This is a genomic window from Alkalihalobacillus sp. TS-13, assembly GCF_019720915.1.
Taxonomy (GTDB): Bacteria; Bacillota; Bacilli; order Bacillales; family Fictibacillaceae; genus Pseudalkalibacillus.
In genome coordinates this window covers 445040-468444 of the sequence record NZ_JAHKSI010000001.1, presented here as the reverse complement: position 1 = coordinate 468444, position 23405 = coordinate 445040, and the positions used below count along the sequence as shown (strand labels likewise).

The following is a 23405-nucleotide window of genomic DNA, read 5'->3' as shown; positions in this document are numbered from 1 at the left end:
ATGGATGGAAATTACAATAATAGTGATAAAATCATTTGCTCTCCAATCTTACCCATTTTCCGCTTTCCTGTATCCAAAAAACCTACTGATTCGTAAAGCTTTTGTGCTGGAATGTTTCTGCAATTAACAGCTAACACGACTTCATTTTTATCAGGGAAATCTTCAGTAATGAAATCTCTTAACTTTTTCAAACCTTCTTTTGCATAGCCTCGACCTTGTTGTGGATGATCGATCGAAAAGGCAATCAAGAGTAATGCGTTTTGATTCGAAGAATATTCCGTAACCAGCTCACCGGTACAAAGCATAAAAAAGCCGACAGGATGAGCTCCCTCTAAAATAACGATTGGATTTCTTTCAGGATCGTCTTTTGCCTTGATGAGCATTTCCAATGGCATTCCGGTAAATTGCGCCTGTTCCTCAGGTAAGGAAAAGTTCTTTAGAACAGCATCGTATTTTGTTTCATATCTATTTAATGTTATTTGATTGAACATCTTATGTACGCCACCTATTCTTTTTACTTTTTATTAGGCTTTGTTAAATAATAGTGTTGATTTCTGACTAAGTTTTATTGAAGCAAATTTGCGACACCCCTATGGGAGTAGCGAGCCAGCGAGACCCAGCGAATTATGAAAATCAACGATCTGGTATAACAGATCGTTGATGGAAGACAAAATCCCCCTTTCCATCATTCCCATCTTTAAGTAAAATGAAAAAACACATGTGGTTTCTTACGAAAAACCACATGCATTTTTAGGAGTCGTCCTCTTTTTATATCTATTCGGTCCCATCATCTTCTGTATCAAGTTCGACACTATCTGAATCATCTTCACTCGAATCTGATCCAATTTCCGCGTCGTTTGAGTCTGTAGCAGGATTCTCACCATCAGCTGGGTCTTCTCCATTTTGATCATCAGAAGATGGTTCTTCATTGTGATCGTTCTTCTTTTTTCCGGTATCTTTCGTTTCGATCTCCATGTCATCGACTAACAGCACATTCGGATTCATCACGATCGTTTCTTCAGCCTTCAATCCTTTGGTCACTTCTATATAGGTTTCATTTTCGAAACCGAAGTTGACTTTCCTTTTGTCGATATAATCATTATTCACGACCAGGACAAAGTCCTCACCATCATCATGGACGATCCATTCATGTTTAACAGCTACTGCATCTTCAACAGCGACTGGTTTAACAGTAATGTTCACCGTGCTTCCGACTGGAGCTCGGTTTTCCGCTTCTGGCTCAACCTCAATATCCACCGGGAACTTCAGATCTTCTTTTTCCTCATCAGGTGTGCCGATTTTTACTATCTGCCCTTTTCTGTCTTCACCACGAGGAGAGCTTACAGCTACTTCATCCCCTTCTCGTAAAAGCACAACCTCATCCTCTGAGAGATAAGCTCTTACAATGACATTATCCTCACTTGAAATGATGACCATGGGTTGGTCACTCGATGCTGCATTTCTATTCACCTTTTTGACAGTGCCTGCAACATTGCTTTTGACTACTTTTTCGTCCAATTGTGATTCCAATAGACTGATTTCACTTTCCTTGCTGGATATGAGACTATCTACACGATCAGCTTGATAGGCAGCATCGGCTTTCTGATGTTCAAGCATGAAGATGTTCGACTCGTTCTTCTCTTCTTCCTCTTTATTGGACTCAGTACGAATCTGGCCTTGGAGAATGGTTTCACGATCTTCATAATAATCCTTTTCTGTCTCAAGCTCATCAATTTCATTTTCTAATGCTGTGATTTGACTATCGATATCTGACGTTTGATACTTTAAAATTTCTGTTCCTGCAGAAATTTCATCCCCCTCTTCGACAAGTACTTCTTCAATATTCCCGCGGTGGGATTCATAGTAAAACTCCTGCGTTTCCTTCGGTACAACCATCCCCGTAGCTTCAATCGTCTCCCTTAAATCACGTTGTTCGATCTTCGTCACGTCATATGGCTTTTCGCTAGCAAACAATGATTCATTCAAAAGGAACAAGTACGTATTCAATATGATGAATAATAGGATCGGTAGTCCTATCAAAGCTCTTTTCATGTGCCGGTTCAACATGATGCCCCCCAATTCTATCCGTTCAATTGCATATGGTACATGGTATTGATGACAGCGACAATTACGAGGAATAGTAGATGTAATCCTATCGAAACAGTCAATACATACCGTTTAGATTTCAACGAAGCTTCCATCAACAGTTTGATTGATGCATAGATATGCCATATGAAAAAGACCGTAATCCATCCGAAAAAGCTTGTCAGAAATACATTATCAGTAATCGCATTAACCCATGGGCCAACACCAAATGGCGACAACATTTCAGTGGAACCGAAAGCCAGCATATAAGGAATATTCGCTGCTAGGCCTATCAAAATGATGACGTACAAATACGTATGTAAAACAAATAACTTTTTAAAACCAATATCCCGGAAGAATCCCCAGAATAAGAATGCAGACGTTCCTATAAGTAGGAATGGTAAGGCAAAACCACTGATCACTCCACCGATTCCGATGAAAATCGAAGCTGCCTGTTTTTGCTCAGCCGTCAATTGAATGGCAGTTGCTTCTGGCATCTTCAGCCATTCAGGTGCACTTATAAATAAAAGAAAACCGAATACGATCGAACTGCACAATAATAGGATCAAAACTCTGAATCTATAACCTTGGATGGATGTCGACTCTCTCAATGTATGTAATGTTTCTTGCGGTCTGAACAGCCCTTTCCAAACCTGTACCTGATGCTCCAACCGATATTCCCCCTCTTCTGTGTCGAACATGATGACATAATCTATCCTATCAGATTTCTCAAATGATATCATATTTTTCCAATATATTTTCCGAAAATTATTTTTCATTTATTGTTAACTAGAATACATTGGCATTTCGTTCTGCTAAACTTCGATATTTTTTTGCAATATCCTTGTTTTTACAGCAGAAAATTTAGTTACAGGAATAAAGCCTTACAACAGAAACTTGTTGTCAATGATCAATAGGAGGAACGTCCGGATTTGTTCCATCCTTTAGTAAAAAGATATAACTCGCCCTTCCGGTTATATGCCCCATAGAAAACAGTATTCACATCAGTAATATTTCTTTTTGCAAGCATGTCTTCTAACCACAGTTCATTCTTATTCAACCACCTCAATAGATCCAACTGGATTTCCCCATCCAAAATGATCGGAATTTCAAAATTCCCAGGTTCTCCTTCAACCTTCAAATCTTCTCTCGTAACACCTTCTTTTGAAGGAATCATTTTTACAGACAAATCACCGTTTGCTTCAATGATCGCAATTTCCACGTCTTCTATGTTATAGACATTCTTATCACGCAGCATCTGAAGGATATTATCAATGGCATATTTTTCTTTTTTCATTTTTTCATAGAGAAATTTCCCATTATAGATTACCACTGCGGTTTCAAAGGTCATTATTTTTCCAAGCTTACGGTTCTTCATTTTCAGATAGACGATTAATTTTTCTAGAAGAGCGATCACGATCATCGCGACGATAGTGTGAATATGATTGATGTTCGGATCAGCAATATCGGCTCCAACGACAGCTCCTAAAACTAAAATAACAAGGAAATCGAACACTGGGAGTTCTCCAATCGATCTTTTTCCCATGTAAAGAGTGATGAACAACATGAAGGGGAGGATGGTGATGATACGGCCAATCACTTTGACTGAGTCCATAAATATTTCCATTAGAAAGGCTCCTCTGTTTTTGTAGTATAAAACCATCCTCTCCTATTTTTTCGAAATTCACTCCCTTTCCGCGGGCACAAGAAATGCGGAAGCGACCCGGTTAGGCACGTAGGTCTGGAAAACTGACGAGGAGTCTCGAACCAAACAAAGACTTGGTTCTGCGCGGGCTAACTCATAAGGATGTCAATCAATGTGTTGCCGCCGCAGGAAGTTTGAAGTGATCCAAATGACTGGTCGCAGAGCTAGACATCACTTCCCTGTATTAACCTCCTTCCGCAAGCCTCCTCACTTGCACAGGATCTCAACACAAAAATGAAATCATTTTCGTGTCTGCTATGAAAATTCTTAGAAGCTTTCCTTCTGCTGACTTCGACGTTCACCATAGGACGTGGTGGTATTTAGTCGAAGTTCATTATTATAGTCGAAGATCCTTTTAAAAAAGATGGGGTCTTGCCTAGGTCCCTTTTCCTGCAGGAGTGTCGCGAATTTCGATAAAATTTAGTCAGAAATCAACCGTATTATTTAACAAAGCCAAAATCTTTTATGAGATTATCATTCCCTTTCAGCGGGTTAGTGTTGGGAATATCGCTTAAAGAATCCGGCATTTAAGTTTACGAGAAATCAAAAAGGATTGACCATTTTCGGCCAATCCTGATCAAACTTATAAAGTCTCGATAGCTACACTGCTTCCTTTTCCTGATGGTGTCGCCGGGGTAACAATCAATTTTCTTGGCAAACGAGCACGGAGCTCTGGTACGTGGGAAATCACTCCGACGGATACCTGCTGCATTTGAAGGCGTTCCAAAGCAGTAATCACTGTATCCAGCAGCGATTGATCAAGCGTCCCGAATCCTTCATCAAGAAAGAAGAATTCCAATGGATATTCACCTTGCAGCTGGATTTGTGCTGATAAAGAGAGCGCCAGTGCTAGGGAGGTCAAGAATGTTTCTCCTCCTGATAATGAGGTGACAGGTCTGCGCACGCCACCATTGGCGTCATCACGGATGACGAATCCACCTGTGGAATCCACTTCCAAAGCATAACGCTGTCTTGTCAATTCACCGAGCCGCTGTGACGCATCCCGTGCCACTTGGCTTAATTGTTCTTCAGCTATGAATTCGACAAAACTGTTTCCACGGAAAACAGCTTGTAATTTTCCGAGTCTCTCAGAAAGCTCTTCATTTTTCAGACGCTTTGCTTCCAAACTGGCGAATTTCTCTGCTCGAGTTTTCATATCTGATAATGCTGATTCGAATTTTGCTTGTTCAGAAAGCGCCGCTTCTTTCTTCAGTTTGGCATGCTTCAACTCTTCTTGGACTTGTTCCCATTCATTGATACTGACCTCTTTGTTATTCAAATGAGCAAGCAGGCGTTTTTGATCATGCTGATGATTCTGCTTTTGTTTATGGTATTGCTCGATCTCATCTTCCCAATTGCTCTGTTTTTGAGCTGGGATAAGCGCCTCCTTCACTTCCTCTTTCGTTTCAAATGAAGTTTCTTTCACTTTTTGCTCCCATTTTTCACGTGCTTTCGTTAATCGTTCTTCAATGTTTTGTAAGGTCGATTTCGCAACTTCAAGTTCCTGTTCCGACTTTTGCAGTTTATTACTTTCAAATTCAGACTGCTGCTGGACGTGTTGTTCCTTTTGTTTCAAGTCCTCTAATTGGGCTTGCACATTCTTATGAAGCTTTTCCGCTTTTTCCGTGCCACAGATTTCTTCCAGCTTGTTCTTAAGCTCTTCACACCGGGTTTCCTTACTCGACACGGTGGAAGTGAGTTCAGCTACTTTCAGTTTAAGTGACTGACAGTCTTCAGTGAATTGCATGATCGTCCCATCCACCTCGACCAAATAAGATACACTTCGATCATATCGCCGTTTCAAATCCTCAATTTCTTGTTCCTTCTGATCCATTTCTTTTTGCAATTGTTCAAGTTGATCAATTTCATAGGTTTTGAATGCAGCGTTCCATCGCTTTTCGTACTCTGCAGCTTTTCGATCAACTTCTTTCAGCTTCTCTTCGACTCTGGAAGCATCACGTTTACACGTATTCAAAGTTACGGTATTCTCCACCAACTTTTTATCGTATTCTGAATATAAAGTCGTGTACTTTACCCGTTTTTCTTTAAGTTCAATCACATCTTGCTTGAATCCTTTTGTTTCTTTTTGCAGTAATCGCAAATAATTCTTCAAGTCTTCCCTCGTTTGGAGACCGTTTTCGATTGGATCGAACGTGGTTGCAGCGATTTCATCGCTGAACTCACCTCTTTGCACATAATCTTGTACCGTTTCAAAGAGATGTTCGAGATCTTTTTTAGAATAATGGACAGCTAACTCTTCATCTTTCAATGAATTGAAAAACGTTTCCAATTCAGCAATTGCTGCATGATGATCTTCGCTGTCTCCTGTTTCTCCAACAGGAGCAGGATGTTCCTTTGATCCACACACGGGACAAGCTTCTCCTGTTCTCAACTCTTGGGCAATCTGAACTGCTAGTGTATGGACTTCCCCGTCCTTTTGCCTTTGGATCGCATCCTTCAAGGATTGTTCGATTGAATGTTTGGCACGTTCTATGACCCGTTCATGTTCACAAACGCGATTGAACATCGACTCGGTATGCTGCAGCAGATAACTGATGTTCCGTTTTACATTCTTCCTCTGCTTTTCAAGTTTTTCTATTTCAGCATTCAGTTTCTGTTCAGTATCCGTTATCTTTTTTTGTTCATTTTTCAATTCAGTTTTCATTTCTTCCGTGCGGTCAATTTCTTGCTTCAATGCGAGAGCATCCCGTATTCGATTACGTTCTTCAATCGGAACCGTTTTCTTTTCAATGTCGGACTTGATTTCCGCTTGTCGGTCGATCGCTTTTTGTTTCGTATCTTTGATTTTATTAAGTTCTGTTTCTATTGTATTCAGTTCTTGTTTTGCTTCTGCAAGTTTCGTCTTTTCACTAGAGAGGGATTGTGCTCCTCGTTCATAGTCGCCCTCGAGTTCTTTTGCATATTTCAATTGTTGAAGGCGTTCATATAAAACAGGTTCATGATCAGATCGTTCCTTCTGGATCGTACGGAGTTGATGTTTTATGTCCTTAACGAGTTTCTTCGATTGTCTGGTTTCTTCTTCGAGTTCAGCCTTCTTCGACGTCCACGATTGCTGCTCATTAAGGATCGACTCAAGCTCTTCAACAACCGGAAACAAGGAATCTGCTTCTCTCGATAGCTTCAGTTTCTCTTCAAGTTCCTTGATTTCATGCGCTTTTTCATCCAGAACAGCGAGTTTCCGTTTTACTTCATCAAGCTCTTCCTGCCAACGCCAAATTTGCCGGTAATGCTCGAATTGCATTTCCTTCTTTTCCAATTCGAGATTTCTTCGTTCTACGGTCTGGATCGCTTCTTCAAGCTTATTCTGAAGTTCGATGATCGCTTCTTTCGATGCATCTCCTAAACCCTGTTGTTCAGCTGCAATCTCTTTTAGAACCACGTTCGTTTCTTCAGTTTTCCGTTTCAGACGGTGATTCAGATGATCACCGTATTTTTCTAGATGAAAGAGACGCTGAAGCATCTGCCGCCTTTCCGCACCTTTAAGCGACAGGAACTCGGCAAATTTCCCTTGAGGCAAGACGACTGCACGTGTGAAGTCGGTGAGCGTTAACCCTAAAATGCATTCGACCCGTGAAGTCACATCCCGTTCTTTATCAGCAAGAACCGTCATTTCTTCGTTGATAACTTCGATCAGACGGCAAGTGCTCGTCCGAATCGATTCATTCTTTCCTTTTTTATAGGTTCGTTCTACGCGATAGCGCTTAGCTGAGTGTTCTTTCCCCAATTCGAATGTGAAGCTGACATACAGCTGATCTTCCGCATGGTTCATGATTCCCTGGATCGTATTCGCAGCGCGTTCGATTTTCCCATAAAGGGCTAAAGTGACAGCATCTAACAAGGAAGACTTTCCGCTTCCAGTCGGTCCGAAAATCCCAAACACGCCTCCTTCACAGAGGGTATGGAAATCCACGTCTTGCTTTTCGCGGAAACTATGTAAACCTGTTACAGAGAGGTGTATAGGTCTCATTCTTATACGCCCCCTTCGTTTTCGTGGATCAGTTCCATGAACAATTTCACTGTCTGTTCATCAGGCGTTCCACCGTTCGTCTGCCGTTCATAAAACCGTGTGAACAACTCGTCAATCGGAAGATCAGAGGTCCTTGTCTCCATACTCATCTCTTCCATCTCTTCAAATACTGGCCGGATATGGATGAATCCGCTATGTGAATTCCGAAGATGGTGAATCTGTTCCATGCTTAATGTATCCTTCAAATGCACTTCTAGATCGATCCAAGCATTAGCGTCCTTCTTTTCATCAAGCCAGCGATGAACCTGGATCAAACCATCTTCTGCTTTCCATCGTACCAATGGTTTACCGCACGATAGGAAGATTTCCTCCATTTTCGGTTCAGAGCCTGGTTCGATATCAAGGATGGTGACTGATTTCGTTTGCCCTGCTTCTGAAAAACTATAGCAAAGCGGTGAACCCGAATACCTTGCCAGATTGCTAGACCGATGGATGGATTGCGGGCGATGCAGATGACCGAGTGCCGTATATTGAACTTTTGAAGGAAGGGCATTCGACGATACAGTATAAGCCCCGCCTACTTGGATCGGTCTTTCCGACTCACTTTCACGCCCGCCTGCAACATAAATGTGGCTCATCGCAATGTTTACACTGGTTGTATCAAAATTGCCGCACAGCTCATCGAACAATTTTTCGATACGGATGTCATAGGCATTCCTCAATGTTTGCTCATCAAAGGAATCCGACAATACTTCTTTCAATCGGGACTCAGATGGATATGGGAGCCCGGCTAGTTTCAAGCGTTCTCCAGTCGACTCGATCCCAAAACAGAGTGGCTGGTTCATCGGATACCCTATGATGGTGATTCCGTGCATTGCGGCGAGTGGACCGGAGGCACTCAATCGATCAGGATTATCATGGTTACCTGCAATGATGATCACCTTACATTGTTGATCCTTCGTCAACTTCGCCATCGCCTCATAAAATAATTGTTCAGCTGCCGCAGGGGGATTGACCGTGTCAAATACATCACCAGCCATCAACACGACATCCACTTTTTGGTCCTCAACGATATCGCATAATTCCTCTAAAAATTGTTCCTGCTCCGGAAGTCGGTTTCTTCCTTCAAGCGTCCTTCCGAGATGCCAATCGGCAGTATGAAGTAATCTCATTGTTTCCCCCTTGTCATGGCAGACGGAGAAGATGTCCACCATCAAAAAAGTATAGATATTTCTTTTTGCACGGCTTTTTCCAGATCTGTTCAATCGCATTTGCGTACATTTCAAGTTGAACTTGATAACGTCGCTCCAAAACTGGCCGTGCCTTCTCGAAATTCTCGAATCGATTTTTGATAGCATCTGTCTTATAGTCAAGCAAAATAAAGCCATCGTCCTCTTCAATCACACAGTCCATCACTCCCTGGACGAGGACATGTTCATCAAGGGAGCCAGACCAATCAGAATAGGCGTCCCCAGCTGGTAAAGCAAGACTGAACGGAACTTCACGATGGACAGATGTACATGTCTGAATCTGTTCACCGAGTTCACTTTTGAAAAAGCGCTCGATGGAAACAAAATCGATCGCATCTGCTTGCTCTTCGGTCAGCAGTTCGTCGTTGACAAGCTTCGCGACAGTCTCAACAATCGTTTCCTTTGAGATGTTTTCAGGCTTCGTCAAATGCTGCATGACAAGGTGCATCGCCGTACCGCGCTCTGCGGCATTCAATGATTTTTCCTGCATGAAGTTCGGACGTTCCCCGAGTGAATTACGGAACTGTCGGACAAACGATGTGTCACCATATTCGTCTCGCGTTTCCAAGTTTCGTTTCAATTCCGTAACAGACTGCTTGGACATATGCCTTTCCGTAAGCTGATACGGATATCGCCATGACAATGATTCTGTTACATCACTCGACCCTTCTGTATCAACCTGCTCCCATGATTTGATCTGTTCAAGACGTGTGCTTTTATCCTCTGCTTTCTCTTCATCCGTCACGACGATATCCCGGGATGGTAAGATGGATAGCGCCCATCTGTGCTGGGTCTGGGTGAGGTCCTCATCAATCGCACTCCCGCTTCCTACACGGTTTCTTAATAACTCCATGCTTGGATGACGTATGACTGCTGGACCGATCCAATCCAGATATGATTTTGCTGATGCTCTCTCGAAGTCAGGTAATAACCACCCTTTTCGAGATACGAGATGTTCCCACTGCGTCACTTGTTTGTCAAGATCCCGAGCTGCCCCTAGCAGAATCAGTTTCTCTTGCGCACGTGTCAATGCAACATAGAGGATCCTCATCTCTTCGGCCACCATCTCCATCCGGAGACGTTTCTGGATAGCAAGTTGAGGCAATGTCGGATAACTGATCCTGTGCTTCGGATTCATGAATTTTGCGCCGAATCCGATTTCTTTATGAAGGAGGAATCCCCCTCTCAAGTCCATTTCATTAAACCGCTTGTTCAGGTTCGCAAGGAAAACGACCGGGAACTCCAACCCTTTACTTTTGTGGATCGTCATGATCCGGACGACATCCTCTTGTTCGCCCAAGGCTCTTGCAGTTCCTAGATCCTTTCCTTGATCCCTCATCCGTTCTATGAATCTAAGAAAACGGAATAAACCACGGAATGATGTATTTTCATATTGTCTTGCACGATCATATAATGCCCGCAGGTTCGCCTGGCGCTGCTGTCCACCCGGCATTCCACCTACATAATCGTAGTAACCCGTTTCACGGTAGATCTGCCAGATAAGATCTGATAAATCCCCTTGACGTGCTTTCGTCCGCCATTCTTGCAGTTTTTTATAGAAAAATTCTATTTTCTCCAAAGCAGGCGAGGGCTCAGCTAGTTTCTTAAAGGCCATGACAGCTTCATAATACGAGCCTTTTTTGTCAGCAATCCGCACTTCCGCCAATTCCTCACCTGTCAATGCGATGATCGGAGAACGCAGTACTGAAGCAAGTGGGATGTCCTGATACGGATTATCGATGACCTGCAGCAACGATAGCATGACGGATACCTCGACAGCTTCGAAGTAACCTGTTGACAAGTCTGCATAAGCTGGAATGCTTTGCTTTTTGAACTCCTCCTGGAGGATCGGGGCTATTGTAGAAGTCGAGCGTAACAGGATCACGATATCCCGGTATTCGATCGGGCGATATTGTTTCAACTTCCCATCATAGACCTGATAAGGCTGCTGTTCTTCATTATGGCCGATCAATTGTTGGATCCGGTTAGCCATCCATCGGGCTTCTAGCTGGATCGATTCAAGATTCTCAATATCATCGTCTTCCTCATCTTCTTCACTTCGATCGATCAGAACCAATTCTGTGGCCGCTTGTTCATTCTCAGGATAGTCCGCTCCAAGGCGCAGTTTCGCAGCTTCATCGTATTCGATTTCACCCACTGTTTCATTCATGATCTGTTTGAACAGGAAGTTCGTACTATCGATAACATCCCGCCGGCTCCGGAAGTTTTTAGACAAGTCGATGCGTACCCCTTCCCCCGGATCCGATTCATAGAAACGCTTATATTTATCTAAAAATAAAGTCGGTTCAGCCAGTCGGAAACGATAGATACTTTGTTTCACATCACCGACCATGAAGAGGTTCGATCCTTCTTCCTGCTCCTTCGTGACGAGTTGGACAATCGATTCTTGGACAAGGTTCGTATCCTGATACTCATCGACAAGGACTTCAATGAATTTTTGGCGGTATTCCTGTGCTGCCTGGGAAGGAACCAACCGTTTTTCTGATGACCCTTCCCCTGTCAGAACCTCAAGGCAAAAATGTTCCAAATCAGAAAAGTCCACCAGTCCTTTTTCTTTCTTCGCGGACTGGAAACGTACTGAAAAGCTTTTTACAAGCTTAATCAACGTCTGCATTACTGGAGCGAGTTCCCGGATATGGGTGATGAATGATTTCGGAGACCGGCTGAACAACTCTTCCTGAAGACCTTCCACTTGCTTTTTCACACGATCTCTTATCGACTTGACCCGTTCTTTCAGAGCTTCGTCGTACTCGTCCCCTTTGCACGCCTTCAAACGTGAAAATTTGTTTTCCTGGAACGTTTCATACACCTTCTGCCACGACACTGTTCCAGATTCAATTAGATTGCGGACCATCTGCTCATCTTCGAGCAACGTGTCGTAATAAGGTCCTGGACCGCCTGGAAGAAGCGCCCATTGCTTCGCTTGTTCCAATAATTCAAGCATGCCTCGCAACTGCAACTGGACATCCTGGACCAACTCATTCGTCCACGAAAGCTCCTCGATCGTTTCCACCTGTTCGCTCTTCGAATATTTTCCACCCATTTGTTCAAGCCATTGCTCCGGCCATGGATAACTGCGGGAAAAATCATACAAGCGGATGATCATGTTCTGGATTTCATCATCGCCGCGGTCATTGCTGAAACGGTCGACCAAATCGAAGAACGGTTCATTATCTTCTCGGCCATACTCCTCTTCCAAAAGTTCTTCAAGGACTTCCTGACGGATCAATTCCGCTTCGGTTTCATCTGCAATCCGAAAATTAGGATCCAAGTCCAATTGGTAATAATACTTTCGTAAAACTTCGATACAAAAGGAGTGGAGGGTTGAAATCGACGCCCTGTTCAACAATGTCAGCTGTCGTCTCAAGTGAAGCGAGCCAGGCTTTTCCTTCAATGCCTTCTCAAGCGCGATTCCGATCCGTTTCCTCATCTCAGCAGCTGCTGCATTGGTGAATGTCACGATCAATAACCTGTCGACATCGACACCGTCATGGTCCGTCAGTCTTCTGATGATCCGTTCCACGAGAACAGCTGTTTTGCCTGATCCGGCGGCAGCTGCGACGAGGATGTCCTCTCCTCTCGCTGTGATTGCATGCCACTGTTCGTCGGTCCATTGTGCCCCTTCAGGCTTTGGAATGACATCACGCATTCTGATCTCCCCCTTTCTTTCGAATTCGTTCAAACAGTTCATCGTCTTTTATATTCTTCAATAGTCGATAGTTATTCTCTTCCAATGAATGATCGAACTGACACACTGATCGGAACGAACAAAACGTACAAGGTGTTCGTTTTTGCATTTCATACGGTGCGATATCGATATTTCCGTTCGTAATATCCGTCCCGATGGAACCGATCATCGAACGGACGTAGGAGCGGACCTCATTGAATTGCTCTTTGTTCATGAGTGATGACCCTTTACGGAAACTGCCATCTTTCTTTGTAGCGACAGGGATGATTTCAGAGTGTCCATCTATACCTTCATCCATCAGCTGGACGACGTCTTCATCCTCAAGTACATAGCCTTTCATCTTGAACTTCTTGAAAAGCTCTTTCTCGATTTCATCTAAGGTCAAAAGCTTTTTCGATGAGTGGACGGGATCGTGCACATGGAAATACAGGACACCTGCTGGATCCGCGGTTTTATTAAGCCAACGGTCAGAATGGGTGATCACCACATCCAGGTAGGTAAGCATCTGTAGTGCGATTCCGTAATAAACCTCAGACAAATTCAACCCTTTTTGGCTTGATTTATAGTCGATGACGCGAAGGAACAGTCCATCATGATTGGTTGCTGCATCGACCCGATCAATCCGACCGATCACTTCCATTGTCGTCCCATTCGGTAACGTATATTTCAACGGCGGGATTTTATCTGAGTTGCCAAACCCGAGCTCAAGTCCCACTGGTGAAAACCCGCTCGCCTTCGCTTGCTGGCTGAGTACGTAGGAAGCTCTTCCAACGACATTTTTCAATTTCCGTTTGATATATTGATAGCGGTTCGAGCTTAATAGAATCTGACTCTGTAAGCGTGGTGCAAGCTTTTCGACCATTTCTCCAGCAATACGATAACAATCTGCTGCCGAAAGCTCTCTCCAATCAATGCCCCGCTGTTGCAGATAATCCGAGACTTCCTTCAACGCAGCATGGAACAACTGTCCAATATCCGGTGCCTCAAGTCTGAACATCTGTCTTTCCTCGAGCTTCAATCCATAGCTGGCAAAATGCGAGAATGGACAAGACTGATGTTTCTCCATCCTCGATACACTCGCTTTCAGGTGATCGCCATACAATTCCTTACTCGTTTCGCCCTTAAGCCTGTCCGTTTTATTTTGGTAAAAGAGACTGTGGATCGTCCGTCTCGCTTTTGCCTCCCACTCGTCACTCTCGACGAACCAGTTGTATACATGCCACCAATCCTCAGCAATTGGATAGCCCTTCTGCCACTGCCGCAATTGTACAGTCAGGAAAGATAGCGTCTTTCCTGGACGGACGATGAACCGGGAATTAGTCTCATCACTCTCACTCGGTTCTTGCATCAATAGACGTTCAGATTGCTTCGGAAGCAATTCTTTCAGCTGATTGATGAGAATCGACGGAACAAGGGACTTCCCTTCTTCATCTGCTAACGGGTAAGAGACATATAAATGATCCGATGCACTTGACAAAGCCATATAGATGAGGAAATTCTCATCCAGCAAATTCTCCCGTGAAGTCGGGGCCATCTCTGCACCGAGTGTTACAAGCGCTTCACGGTCATCTTCAGATAGAACTCCTTCTTCTGTCGGTTTTGCTGGCAAAACGCCATCATTGACCCCGATAATGAAACTGCATTTCACTTTGTAAAACCTGGATCGATCAAGGCTTCCGATCAATACCTGATCAATAGCCGGAGGTACGAGTGCAAAACGCATCGACTCAAGACCTGTATCGAGCATCTTGGTGAACAATTCGAGACTCAATGGTTCATTCCCGACGATTTCAACCATTTGTTCCATTAGATCGATGACCGCACTCCACACTTGATCATGCTCTCTCGCCAGCCTCAGATTGCCGGCTTTTTCCGCCTGATAGCGCCATTCCTCAAGTTTTGCAGGAACCTGCAGATACTCAAGATAAAGGAACAACGCTTCACATAGCGACTTCCCAGTTTTTGCAGCTTTCAAATCCCGTTCCAATCTTGATAACGGATCAGCTACCTTTTGTCTTGCATCATTGATTAGACGCTGCTTAGTCAGCTCCTCATCCGTTTGACTTCCGAAGCTGAAATCCAGTGAACGGAACTTCCGATAAATCCAATTTTCATTGCTTGTCCATTTCTTCTTCCCATGGATTCCATGCGCCAGTACATAGTTCTCCATTAAATCGACCTGTTCACGGAAATCCTGGGTCGCACTATCCTGATCCATCAGCAAATCTGTCTTAATGCAACGAAATACAGCGTCATATCGCCAGTTTTGAAGGATGATATCCAAACTCGATCGGATACATTCAATCAATGGATGATGCAGCATCGAGCGCTTTTGATCAAGGAAATACGGAATCTCGTAATCTTCGAATAATGTATTCAATAAATCCGAATAGGAAGAAGGATCCCTCACAAGCACTGCAATATCACGATACCGATACCCTTTTTTCTGGACAAGCTCTTGAATGTCTCTTGCAATCCCTTCGATCTCTGCCCTTCTATTGACCGCACCGCTGAGCTGAACAGTACATTCATCACCATAAAATGGGACGACCGGCCGCTCATGATAATAATTTTCCAGATGTCTGATCGAAGACGATTCTTCAAAGCGTGGTTTCTGAGGCAGCTTCTGAACTGTTTCAATTTCGACGCCTTCTTCTTCAACAATATTCTTCAGCTTTTGGTAGGTAGTCGTCGTCATTCGGAACAAATCCAGGTCCGATGGTGGATTATCGGTCGCTTCATCCATCGTCAAAGTGATCGTCATACGATCCGCTTTTTTCATCAAAGTCCGCAGCGCACCAAGCTCTTGCGGTGTATAACTATGAAATCCATCGACCCATACCTCGCAGCCATCGAAAAACGTCGACTCCGCCATCCGTTCCTCCAGCAATCGTAAATAATCCTCTGAATCTACGTATTTATCAGCAAGCAATTCTTCCAGTTGATTGTAGATGATATGTAAATCATGCAGTTTATCTTTTAAAAGGGTGCGATCATCATTCTCGCCCATAAGTGTGTGTTCCAACTCTTCTATGTCACTTGCCCCTAAGCAATAGCGTTTGAACTCCGTTATCATTTCTTCTAACAGTTCATAAAAACCGCTTTGTTCCGATGACTTATGGAACAGGATGAGTTGATCCTTTTGCTTTTCAACGACTTTACGCAAAAGCATATTCATCCCTGTCGAATTCAGATGGTAACGTGTCAATCCCCCCACTTCCTGGAGAACCTTCAAAGCGAGGCGGGAAAAACTAAACACCTGTGCACGAATCATTCCGCCTAGTCCAGGTGTTTTTACCAGTTCATATTCCATTTGAAAGGTCATCTGATCAGGTACGAGCATAACGAGTGGGTTCCCTTTTGGGTTAGTATGTAACTGTTTCCTCATTTCGTCTAAACAGACTGTCGTTTTGCCACTACCGGATCTTCCGACCAAAAATCGGACCGACATGTACATTTCTCCTTTCCGAATCCTAGTTCCTATTATCTCATGTTTTCGTATGCTTTTGTAGGTTTTAAGATTTGCCAAGTATTGAAAAACAGTCAATGCAAATCGCCTGTGCTTGGTTCTTTCCATGCTTGGTCGAGGAAAAGCCTTTGGAGTGTCAGTTCCGCTTGATTCCGAAGATGGAAGTTGGAATATTTGATGACTTCATGATAGCCCCGGACGATGATGTTATATTCTGACGTATCCTCGTACCTTTGATGAAAGGATACTTTGATGTTCTTCGCTTTCATTTCTTTCCGGATGTGATGAAGTTCATGTGAAATTTCTGTCATCTTATTTTCAATCCAGAGGACATAAGGCTGGGTGAATTTGAATGGTGAACGTTGGAAAATTTGCAAATCCCGATTGAGGATTGTCAATAACATCGGGTACAGAATGAAACGATCGATAAGCAGGCTTTCCTCTTTTGTCGCATACATGAATCTATGCCCCTCCTTATCCAGCGTTGGTATTTCTGTTCTTCCGCAATGGAAGCATGCGCGCTGAAAGAATCCGATCGATGCTGAAAGTCCGAGTCTGCTTTCTTAAGGAACAATATCCTGACATCGTTGTTTCCGTGAGTGATGTGATCCAGACCATACGCTGGGTAATCGTACCATCGTTGGACAGGTAAACGATTTCAACCGGCTTCTTTTGTTCAAATGATCGAATTAACATCCTTCTCATGCTCAACCCTCCATTTTTTATTATTATATGCGAACATAAGTTCTATATGCAATAGTTGGACGGTGAGAATTTTTTCCAGTTTAGGAGGGTGTTAAGATCTAGGTGGAAGATCATAGAGGATACCTCGACTTGAGAACGTTCTGTATATCAATTTGGTCTTTTCCTGTTTTTACGGTCAGAAAGCCTCTTTGATCACCTCGTTTTGGTTTTTCACAAAACTATGGTCTCATCATATAAAATCTCCGTGCATGAACGGTCTTATGAAATCCTCATGAATTAGCTCGAATCTTATTTTTCACATTTCCATGCGCTCAAAACGCCAACTAAAAGAAGGACCGACACCATGTGCCAGTCCCTAAACAAACGCATTCAAAGAATTCAACTCAGTTGCATTCTTTTTTCTTTTGCGGCTTCATAATTGCCGATGTAGCTTTTCAACTGCTGGTCTTCTAGCCAGTAGGTCCGGTCCATCAGTTTGTTCAAAAAGTACCGGTCATGCGACACGACTAGGATTGTACCCTGAAACCCTTCTAAAGCCTCTTCCAATGCCTCTCGTGACTCGATATCGAGATGGTTCGTCGGCTCATCTAGCAGCAACAGATTATAATTCTCGGACATCATTTGTGCTAGTCGTAATCGTGTCCGCTCCCCGCCGCTCAACTTGTTCACCTTTTGAAAAACGTCTTTTCCGAAAAACAAGAACCGGCTCAGCCGATAGCGGGCTTCTCCTTCCTCGACTTTAGCGATATCCCGATAGGCATCGAGGACGGTCCAGTCTTCATAACCTGTCAGCCCTTGTTGCGACAAGTAACCGATCTTGACCGATGCTCCGATACGGACATTTCCATGATCAGCCTCGATTTCCCCTAAAATCAAACGGAGGATTGTCGACTTACCGACCCCGTTTTTACCGATGATCGCAGCACGTTCCCTGTATTGGAGCAGCATGGTCAAATTTTCAAACAACATACGGTCTCCGGTATCCTTCGTGACGTCTTCGAAAATGACTACATCTTTCCCACTGCGTTTGGCGGAATTGAACCCAAGGGACGCCGTCTGCCGTTCGAACTTAGGACGATCGAGCTTATCCATCCGTTCCAGTGCCCGTTCCATGTTCCGAGCGCGCTTGTGCATTTTTGGATTGTCAGCCCGGATAGCCCACTCCCGCATCCGTTTAATCGCTTCTTTCATTTTTTTGATTTTCTTCTGCTGGTCCTGATAAGCCTGGAATTCGAGCATCAAACGTTTCTCTTTTTCTTTTACGAAGGTTGAATAATTCCCTTTATATTCCTCGATGATCCCTGAATCGATCTCCATGGTTTTCGTAGCAACCGCATCAAGGAAATAACGGTCATGCGAAATGATAACGACTGCTCCATCATAATTACGGATATACTCCTCCAACCAGTCAAGTGCTTCCATATCGAGATGGTTTGTCGGCTCATCGAGTAATAGCAGATCGGGTTCTTCAAGCAAGATTGCAGCTAGCCCGACTTTCGTCTGTTCTCCACCGCTCAAGGACTGGAAAGGCTTATCGCATAAAAGTTCCAATCCAAGTCCATGCAAAACCCCTTTTATTTTCGAGTCGACTGCGTAACCATTCACTTCTTCCAAGCGGTTCTGCAGCTTACTGAATTTATTGAAATGCTTCTCAAGATGATCTTGTTCACCAGGATCTGCCATTTTTTCAGTGACCTGTTTCAATTGTTGTTCGATATCATACACTTCAACAAACGATTGCTTAAGGACGTCTTCAACGGTCAATCCTTCCTCGATATCGGGAATCTGATCCAGCATGCCGATTGACAACTCTTTTTTGTATGAAATATTGCCTTTGTTGACGTGTTCGATTCCCGCAATGCACTTCATCAATGTTGATTTTCCAGCGCCATTCGGACCGATGAGTGCAATACGGTCTTTTTCATAAATTTGTAGTGATATATCTTCAAAAATCCAAGTACCTGCATACGTTTTTGCGATGTTATTTATTGATGTTACGATCATGAAATTAGTCTCCTTTTATAGATGTTCCAAAATGTCATCCAATGAATTATGGAACGGTTGTTTAGTTTTTGCCTTTTTAATTTTGGCTTTGTTTAAGAATGATGTTGATTGCTTCGAAATTCACTCCCTATCCGCGGGCGTAAGAAAAGCGGAAGCGACTCGGTCAGGTACACAGGTCACTGGAAAACTGACGAGGAGGCTCGAACCAAACAAAGACTTGGTTCTGCGTGGGCTAACTCATAAGGATGTCAATCAATGTGTTGCCGACGCAGGAAATTTGAAGTGATCCAAGTGACTGGTCGCTGAGCTAGACATCACTTCCCTGTATCAACCCACTTCCGCAAGCCTCTTCCAACACAAAAATGAAATCATTTTCGTGTCTGCAATGAGGATTCTTAGAAGCTTTCCTTATGCTGGCTTCGACGTTCACCATAGGACGTGGTGGTATTTAGTCGAAGTTCATTATTATAGTCGAAGATCCTTTTAAAAACAGCGGGGTCTCACCTGGCTCGCTGTTCCCACTGGAGTGCCGTGAATTTCGTTTGTTTGATCAACATTGAAGTGCAACAAACCCTATTTCTAAGTACAACAAAAAACCATGAGCAAGCTGACCTGCCCATGGTTATCCGTACTTTTAAAAGGATGAAAGGGATAAGGTTCTGCTTACGTTTTGATCATTTTCGTATTTGGAAAAATGGACATACTTCTCCCGTCGAACGCAAAATCATGCGTAATGGAACGGACCTCAACTGTCAACCAATCCAAAATACGAAACAATCCTGTAAGCATTCCTTACACCTCCTAATTCCAATCGTAATCACTACTATATTACCTGAAAAATTCCAGCCAATCAAGCCTGATTTTCCGTATTATGCCACATCGTCCATCGCCCGATATCTTTAAAACCTAAGCGCTTGTAAATCGATCCTGCAGCCGGGTTATCGTAAAACAGACATAAGGTCTTTCCCTCTTTCAATACGTCTTCACAAAGAGCACTTAAGCACCTGGAAGCAAGACCTTTATTTCGATGGGCTGTGTCTGTACAGACCCCGACGACCATAGCTGACATTGAATTTTCAGCTGTGGTCGACACACTGGTAATTGCAAAATCCCCATCTTTGACAAGATATGTTCGACCCGTATTGCTTCTGATCGAATGGAGCAAGCTTTCACGAGAAGAGATGGAGTCGGTGAATTCTTCGATCCTTTCCCGCAGCATAAAGATCGCTTCAACGTCCTCTTCTTCTGCCATCCGTATACCTTCTCGTTCAAAAGCTCGCGGCAGCATGTCTCCGTTGATCAATTCCGCGAAATACATGCTTCTTTTCTTGTTTGAAGATATGTAACCTCCGAATTGCTCAAGAATGTCTTCTTTACCTGATAAAATGTGAAAGTTTTCGTCTGAGGTAATGATTTTTGCGAATCCCTCTACGTCAAATGGTCCTTTCGCATATGGAATGAAATTTTCTTTATAACGGAGCAGGATTGCAATCAATTCGTCCGCTCTGTCCCATTCACCCCAAATTTGTTGAAAATCCGTTTCATAGCCGAAGTTTTCAATATCCCCGATGATGAAAAGATTTATAGCTCGTTCCTCACTTAAAAACGACATCACCTGTTCATGATCTTTTTCTGTCAGCTTTCTGATCATCTCCATCCCCCTCTTCAATACAGAAAGTCTCATCTACCTTGTATATAACGTCGATAGGTATTAAGACTATTTTACAGATTTGGGGGCGGGATTCAACTGCTTTTTGGAAATTAATCCGATTTTTTCACGAGACTTTAATCGCCTTGTTCAAATTCCTCCGGGCTTTTTTCACTGCTCGTTGTATCTTTTTCCGTTCATCAGTTTCCAATTCAACCAAAAGCTTTTCCCCTTCTTTGTAAAATGATCTTACCGCTGTTGCTGAAAAGACCATCGCAATATTCCAGCGTACAGTCTCATCATCAGAACCGACGAGCGATTCCAACCACGGAAGGACATGTGCAGGGTATCGCTTCAATAACCCATCCCCGATTACAAATGCCCCCAGGTTTTTCTTCACGTACTCCGACTCGTCTTTCATCAGGGGCTCAAGGATTTCCAATAGCTTGCGGACATAGGATTCATCTAAGGATTTACTTGCATACATGACTGATAATACTACCGCTCTGCGAACATTTTCAGATTCATCCTCCTTCCACACTTCCATGACAGGATAGAATTTCTCAAAACGTTCAGCCAAGATCTCACCACAGCCGCCGCCAGCCCATTCCCTCACTTCCCAATTGTCATCACACAGTCGTCAGGATAAAACTCATAAACTTCGGGAATCAGATGGGCACTGACCTCTTTTGCAGAAGGGCATTCTGTTTCAGGGAAGTGATGTCTAGCTCAGCGACCAGTCACTTGAATCACTTCAAACTTCCTGCGGCAGCGACAGCCTCCTCGTCAGTTTTCCAGTGACCTGCGTGCCTAACCGGGTCGCTTCCGCTTTTCGTTTGCCCGCGGAAAGGGAGTGAATTTCGAAAAAATCAAGAATTAAGTATAACAAAGCCTTTCGATTAATAAACAGTCTTCCTTTTTCCCTTCATGCATTTCATGGGATTTCAAGCGTCGTACAGGACGGAAGCCGCATTTTTCATAACATCTGAGTGCGCGTGGATTGCGAAGCTGTGGATCCATGACTACCTTTCCAACTTCAAGCTTATCGAAAAGAAACGCTGCAACCGTATTGACGAGCTGTGTTCCGATCCCACGGTCCTGATACGACAGCTCTCCGATGAATTGATCCATACCATATAAAGAATCATCACGTTTATAGCCATAAATTCTTTTCTCTTTTTCCGATAAAGGGTAATATTGAACATAACCAATCAGAGTCTGATTCCACATTACAAGATTCTTAATGACCCGATTATCACTTTCATAAAAATGCTCATAGACTTTGTTAAGGTCATGGGGGCGATCCCGTCCTTCATACCACTGCAAAACTTCTGGATCATTCAACCATTTGACCAAATGGACGGCATCCTCTCTTTTCAACGGACGTATGAATAGATTGCCAGACTCGATCATCATGATCACCTTTCTGTGATAACTTTTTTTAAAAAGCCGTTTTCGTAGAAGTTGTTTTCTATAAAGGAAATATACTCGCTTTCCGCAGGCAAGCTGCAAACCTCCTCAGCTCACTTACACAGGACGTGATGGTTGTTAGCCGAACATTCGCTTGCGGGGTCTTGCTTAGCTTGCTTTTCCCACAGTAGTCCCGTATATTTCCATGTTAGCCCAGATAACTTCATATCTGCTTTCAGTTAGTATCAAACAAAGAACTCATAATGGAGGTCTTTCAAATGAAACATTCATCCACAATCCGTTATTTCATATATTTGATCATATACAGCTTTTTCTTGATTGCTGGTTTTAAGATTGAGGGTCTGCTTCATGTGAAGGCAGAACAGAATTTCCTGCTCACTTCCGTCTTTTATTATTCAATCCTATTTCCAATCTTGTTTGGAATGGCGTTGGCGGTTCCCTTGAGCGATATTTCATTGAAAAACAGCCGGAATCTGAAAATCAATTGGAAAAAGCTGCTTATATTCGGAATTCCTTCTCTTCTCGTCTTGCTTTTTCCTGCATATTATTTCTCCCTTTTCGGCTGGGGCGATTTGATTCCTTTTGCAAACTTGCTTTACGGCAATGAAAAGCTCCATTTCTTTGCTGGCATCGTATTCGGCTTCACAATCATCTATAGTATTGAAAATAAAGAACATCCTTACATCCGATTAGGAGAGGAGGGAAATATATGAATATAGAAACATACATCCAAACACTTTTCGTACAAAAAGACGAAGATCTCGAAAAAATCACGGAAAATATGCTTAAGATCGGAATGCCGACGATATCTGTCTCACCCGAATCAGGTAAATTATTGACACTGCTTGTTAAAATATCCGGTGCTCAAAACCTCCTCGAGGTGGGTGCTTTAGGTGGATATAGCGGGATCTGCCTGCTAAGAGGAAACGAAAAAGCCCGGCTGACCTCTCTTGAATTGCATGAGTCTTATGCGAATGTTGCCAAAAAACATATCGAAGAAGCTGGTTTCACGGGCCTTGTGCAATATGAAGTCGGCCCTGCACTCGAATCTTTGGAGAAACTTACTCATAGTGATGCTGTTTATGACTTATTTTTCATCGACGCAGATAAAGAAAACTACGGCAAATATTTGGATTACTGCATCCAACTTGCTAACCCTGGTGCCTTGATCATCGCAGATAATACCCTATGGAACGGTAAAGTGCTCCATGAGAATACAGAGGATAACGATACGAAAGCCTTACAAGCCTATAATCAAAAAACGGCAGACCACCCGCAGCTTGAAAGCATTCTGGTCCCGCTTGGTGATGGACTGACAATTGCACGGGTGAAATAGGGATTGAAGAAAAATAGGAATGATGACATATGAATTCACGAAGAGCTTGGCACAATAGTGCTCTGCTCTTTTTTC

Annotated in this window: 17 protein-coding genes; 2 read left to right on the top strand and 15 right to left on the bottom strand. The window is 43.3% G+C overall.

The window, feature by feature from the left end; genetic code table 11:
* Positions 1-11: 11 nt before the first annotated feature.
* From KOL94_RS02305 to KOL94_RS02240, 15 genes are all read right to left on the bottom strand, one after another.
* Positions 12-491, bottom strand: a complete 480-nt coding sequence (locus tag KOL94_RS02305; protein ID WP_221563696.1) for a GNAT family N-acetyltransferase — start codon at positions 489-491, stop codon at positions 12-14.
* 283 nt (positions 492-774) lie between these two features.
* On the bottom strand, positions 775-2052 hold the full coding sequence (locus KOL94_RS02300; protein ID WP_221563694.1) for an efflux RND transporter periplasmic adaptor subunit: 1278 nt from the start codon (positions 2050-2052) through the stop codon (positions 775-777).
* Between the two features lie 29 nt (positions 2053-2081).
* On the bottom strand, positions 2082-2828 hold the full coding sequence (locus tag KOL94_RS02295) for a hypothetical protein (protein WP_221563692.1): 747 nt from the start codon (positions 2826-2828) through the stop codon (positions 2082-2084).
* Between the two features lie 167 nt (positions 2829-2995).
* Complete coding sequence (locus tag KOL94_RS02290; RefSeq protein ID WP_260412178.1) at positions 2996-3712, bottom strand: DUF421 domain-containing protein; 717 nt, start codon at positions 3710-3712, stop codon at positions 2996-2998.
* 661 nt (positions 3713-4373) lie between these two features.
* Positions 4374-7778 (bottom strand): SbcC/MukB-like Walker B domain-containing protein, encoded by a 3405-nt coding sequence (locus KOL94_RS02285; RefSeq protein WP_221563690.1) that lies wholly within the window; start codon positions 7776-7778, stop codon positions 4374-4376.
* Between the two features lie 2 nt (positions 7779-7780).
* Positions 7781-8950 (bottom strand): exonuclease SbcCD subunit D, encoded by a 1170-nt coding sequence (locus KOL94_RS02280; protein ID WP_221563688.1) that lies wholly within the window; start codon positions 8948-8950, stop codon positions 7781-7783.
* Positions 8951-8963: 13 nt separating this feature from the next.
* On the bottom strand, positions 8964-12698 hold the full coding sequence (gene addA, locus KOL94_RS02275) for a helicase-exonuclease AddAB subunit AddA (RefSeq protein ID WP_221563686.1): 3735 nt from the start codon (positions 12696-12698) through the stop codon (positions 8964-8966).
* The gene (gene addB / locus KOL94_RS02270) at positions 12691-16188 is read right to left on the bottom strand and encodes a helicase-exonuclease AddAB subunit AddB (RefSeq protein WP_221563684.1); all 3498 of its coding nucleotides are present in this window, start codon (positions 16186-16188) and stop codon (positions 12691-12693) included. The genes addA and addB overlap by 8 nt, the downstream gene beginning before the upstream one ends.
* A gap of 92 nt (positions 16189-16280) precedes the next feature.
* Positions 16281-16664, bottom strand: a complete 384-nt coding sequence (locus KOL94_RS02265) for a YhjD family protein (RefSeq protein ID WP_221563682.1) — start codon at positions 16662-16664, stop codon at positions 16281-16283.
* Between the two features lie 16 nt (positions 16665-16680).
* Positions 16681-16911: a WYL domain-containing protein gene (locus KOL94_RS02260; RefSeq protein ID WP_221563680.1), complete on the bottom strand. Its 231-nt coding sequence runs from the start codon at positions 16909-16911 to the stop codon at positions 16681-16683.
* Between the two features lie 378 nt (positions 16912-17289).
* Entirely contained in the window at positions 17290-18915 is a 1626-nt protein-coding gene (abc-f, locus tag KOL94_RS02255) for a ribosomal protection-like ABC-F family protein (RefSeq protein ID WP_221563678.1), read from the bottom strand.
* Positions 18916-19578: 663 nt separating this feature from the next.
* Positions 19579-19704, bottom strand: coding sequence for an RAxF-45 family protein (locus KOL94_RS25095; protein ID WP_260412177.1), 126 nt, complete (start codon positions 19702-19704; stop codon positions 19579-19581).
* A gap of 61 nt (positions 19705-19765) precedes the next feature.
* A complete protein-coding gene (locus KOL94_RS02250; RefSeq protein WP_221563676.1) occupies positions 19766-20566 on the bottom strand; it encodes a GNAT family N-acetyltransferase in 801 nt (266 codons plus the stop codon).
* A gap of 124 nt (positions 20567-20690) precedes the next feature.
* On the bottom strand, positions 20691-21179 hold the full coding sequence (locus KOL94_RS02245) for a DNA alkylation repair protein (protein ID WP_221563674.1): 489 nt from the start codon (positions 21177-21179) through the stop codon (positions 20691-20693).
* Positions 21180-21439: 260 nt separating this feature from the next.
* Entirely contained in the window at positions 21440-21976 is a 537-nt protein-coding gene (locus KOL94_RS02240; RefSeq protein WP_221563672.1) for a GNAT family N-acetyltransferase, read from the bottom strand.
* 275 nt (positions 21977-22251) lie between these two features.
* Here KOL94_RS02240 and KOL94_RS02235 point away from each other — a divergent pair, with 275 nt between their 5' ends.
* Complete coding sequence (locus tag KOL94_RS02235) at positions 22252-22707, top strand: hypothetical protein (protein ID WP_221563671.1); 456 nt, start codon at positions 22252-22254, stop codon at positions 22705-22707.
* Positions 22704-23330, top strand: coding sequence for an O-methyltransferase (locus KOL94_RS02230; RefSeq protein ID WP_221563669.1), 627 nt, complete (start codon positions 22704-22706; stop codon positions 23328-23330). The genes KOL94_RS02235 and KOL94_RS02230 overlap by 4 nt, the downstream gene beginning before the upstream one ends.
* Positions 23331-23405: the final 75 nt, after the last annotated feature.

What these genes read in the sequence shown, in the direction of transcription:
- KOL94_RS02305 (WP_221563696.1), bottom strand. Translation starts at nt 491, where the DNA reads ATGTTCAATCAAATAACATTAAATAGATATGAAACAAAATACGATGCT.
- KOL94_RS02300 (WP_221563694.1), bottom strand. Translation starts at nt 2,052, where the DNA reads ATGAAAAGAGCTTTGATAGGACTACCGATCCTATTATTCATCATATTG.
- KOL94_RS02295 (WP_221563692.1), bottom strand. Translation starts at nt 2,828, where the DNA reads ATGATATCATTTGAGAAATCTGATAGGATAGATTATGTCATCATGTTC.
- KOL94_RS02290 (WP_260412178.1), bottom strand. Translation starts at nt 3,712, where the DNA reads ATGGAAATATTTATGGACTCAGTCAAAGTGATTGGCCGTATCATCACC.
- KOL94_RS02285 (WP_221563690.1), bottom strand. Translation starts at nt 7,778, where the DNA reads ATGAGACCTATACACCTCTCTGTAACAGGTTTACATAGTTTCCGCGAA.
- KOL94_RS02280 (WP_221563688.1), bottom strand. Translation starts at nt 8,950, where the DNA reads ATGAGATTACTTCATACTGCCGATTGGCATCTCGGAAGGACGCTTGAA.
- addA (WP_221563686.1), bottom strand. Translation starts at nt 12,698, where the DNA reads ATGCGTGATGTCATTCCAAAGCCTGAAGGGGCACAATGGACCGACGAA.
- addB (WP_221563684.1), bottom strand. Translation starts at nt 16,188, where the DNA reads ATGTCGGTCCGATTTTTGGTCGGAAGATCCGGTAGTGGCAAAACGACA.
- KOL94_RS02265 (WP_221563682.1), bottom strand. Translation starts at nt 16,664, where the DNA reads ATGTATGCGACAAAAGAGGAAAGCCTGCTTATCGATCGTTTCATTCTG.
- KOL94_RS02260 (WP_221563680.1), bottom strand. Translation starts at nt 16,911, where the DNA reads ATGAGAAGGATGTTAATTCGATCATTTGAACAAAAGAAGCCGGTTGAA.
- abc-f (WP_221563678.1), bottom strand. Translation starts at nt 18,915, where the DNA reads ATGATCGTAACATCAATAAATAACATCGCAAAAACGTATGCAGGTACT.
- KOL94_RS25095 (WP_260412177.1), bottom strand. Translation starts at nt 19,704, where the DNA reads ATGCTTACAGGATTGTTTCGTATTTTGGATTGGTTGACAGTTGAGGTC.
- KOL94_RS02250 (WP_221563676.1), bottom strand. Translation starts at nt 20,566, where the DNA reads ATGATCAGAAAGCTGACAGAAAAAGATCATGAACAGGTGATGTCGTTT.
- KOL94_RS02240 (WP_221563672.1), bottom strand. Translation starts at nt 21,976, where the DNA reads ATGATCGAGTCTGGCAATCTATTCATACGTCCGTTGAAAAGAGAGGAT.
- KOL94_RS02235 (WP_221563671.1), top strand. Translation starts at nt 22,252, where the DNA reads ATGAAACATTCATCCACAATCCGTTATTTCATATATTTGATCATATAC.
- KOL94_RS02230 (WP_221563669.1), top strand. Translation starts at nt 22,704, where the DNA reads ATGAATATAGAAACATACATCCAAACACTTTTCGTACAAAAAGACGAA.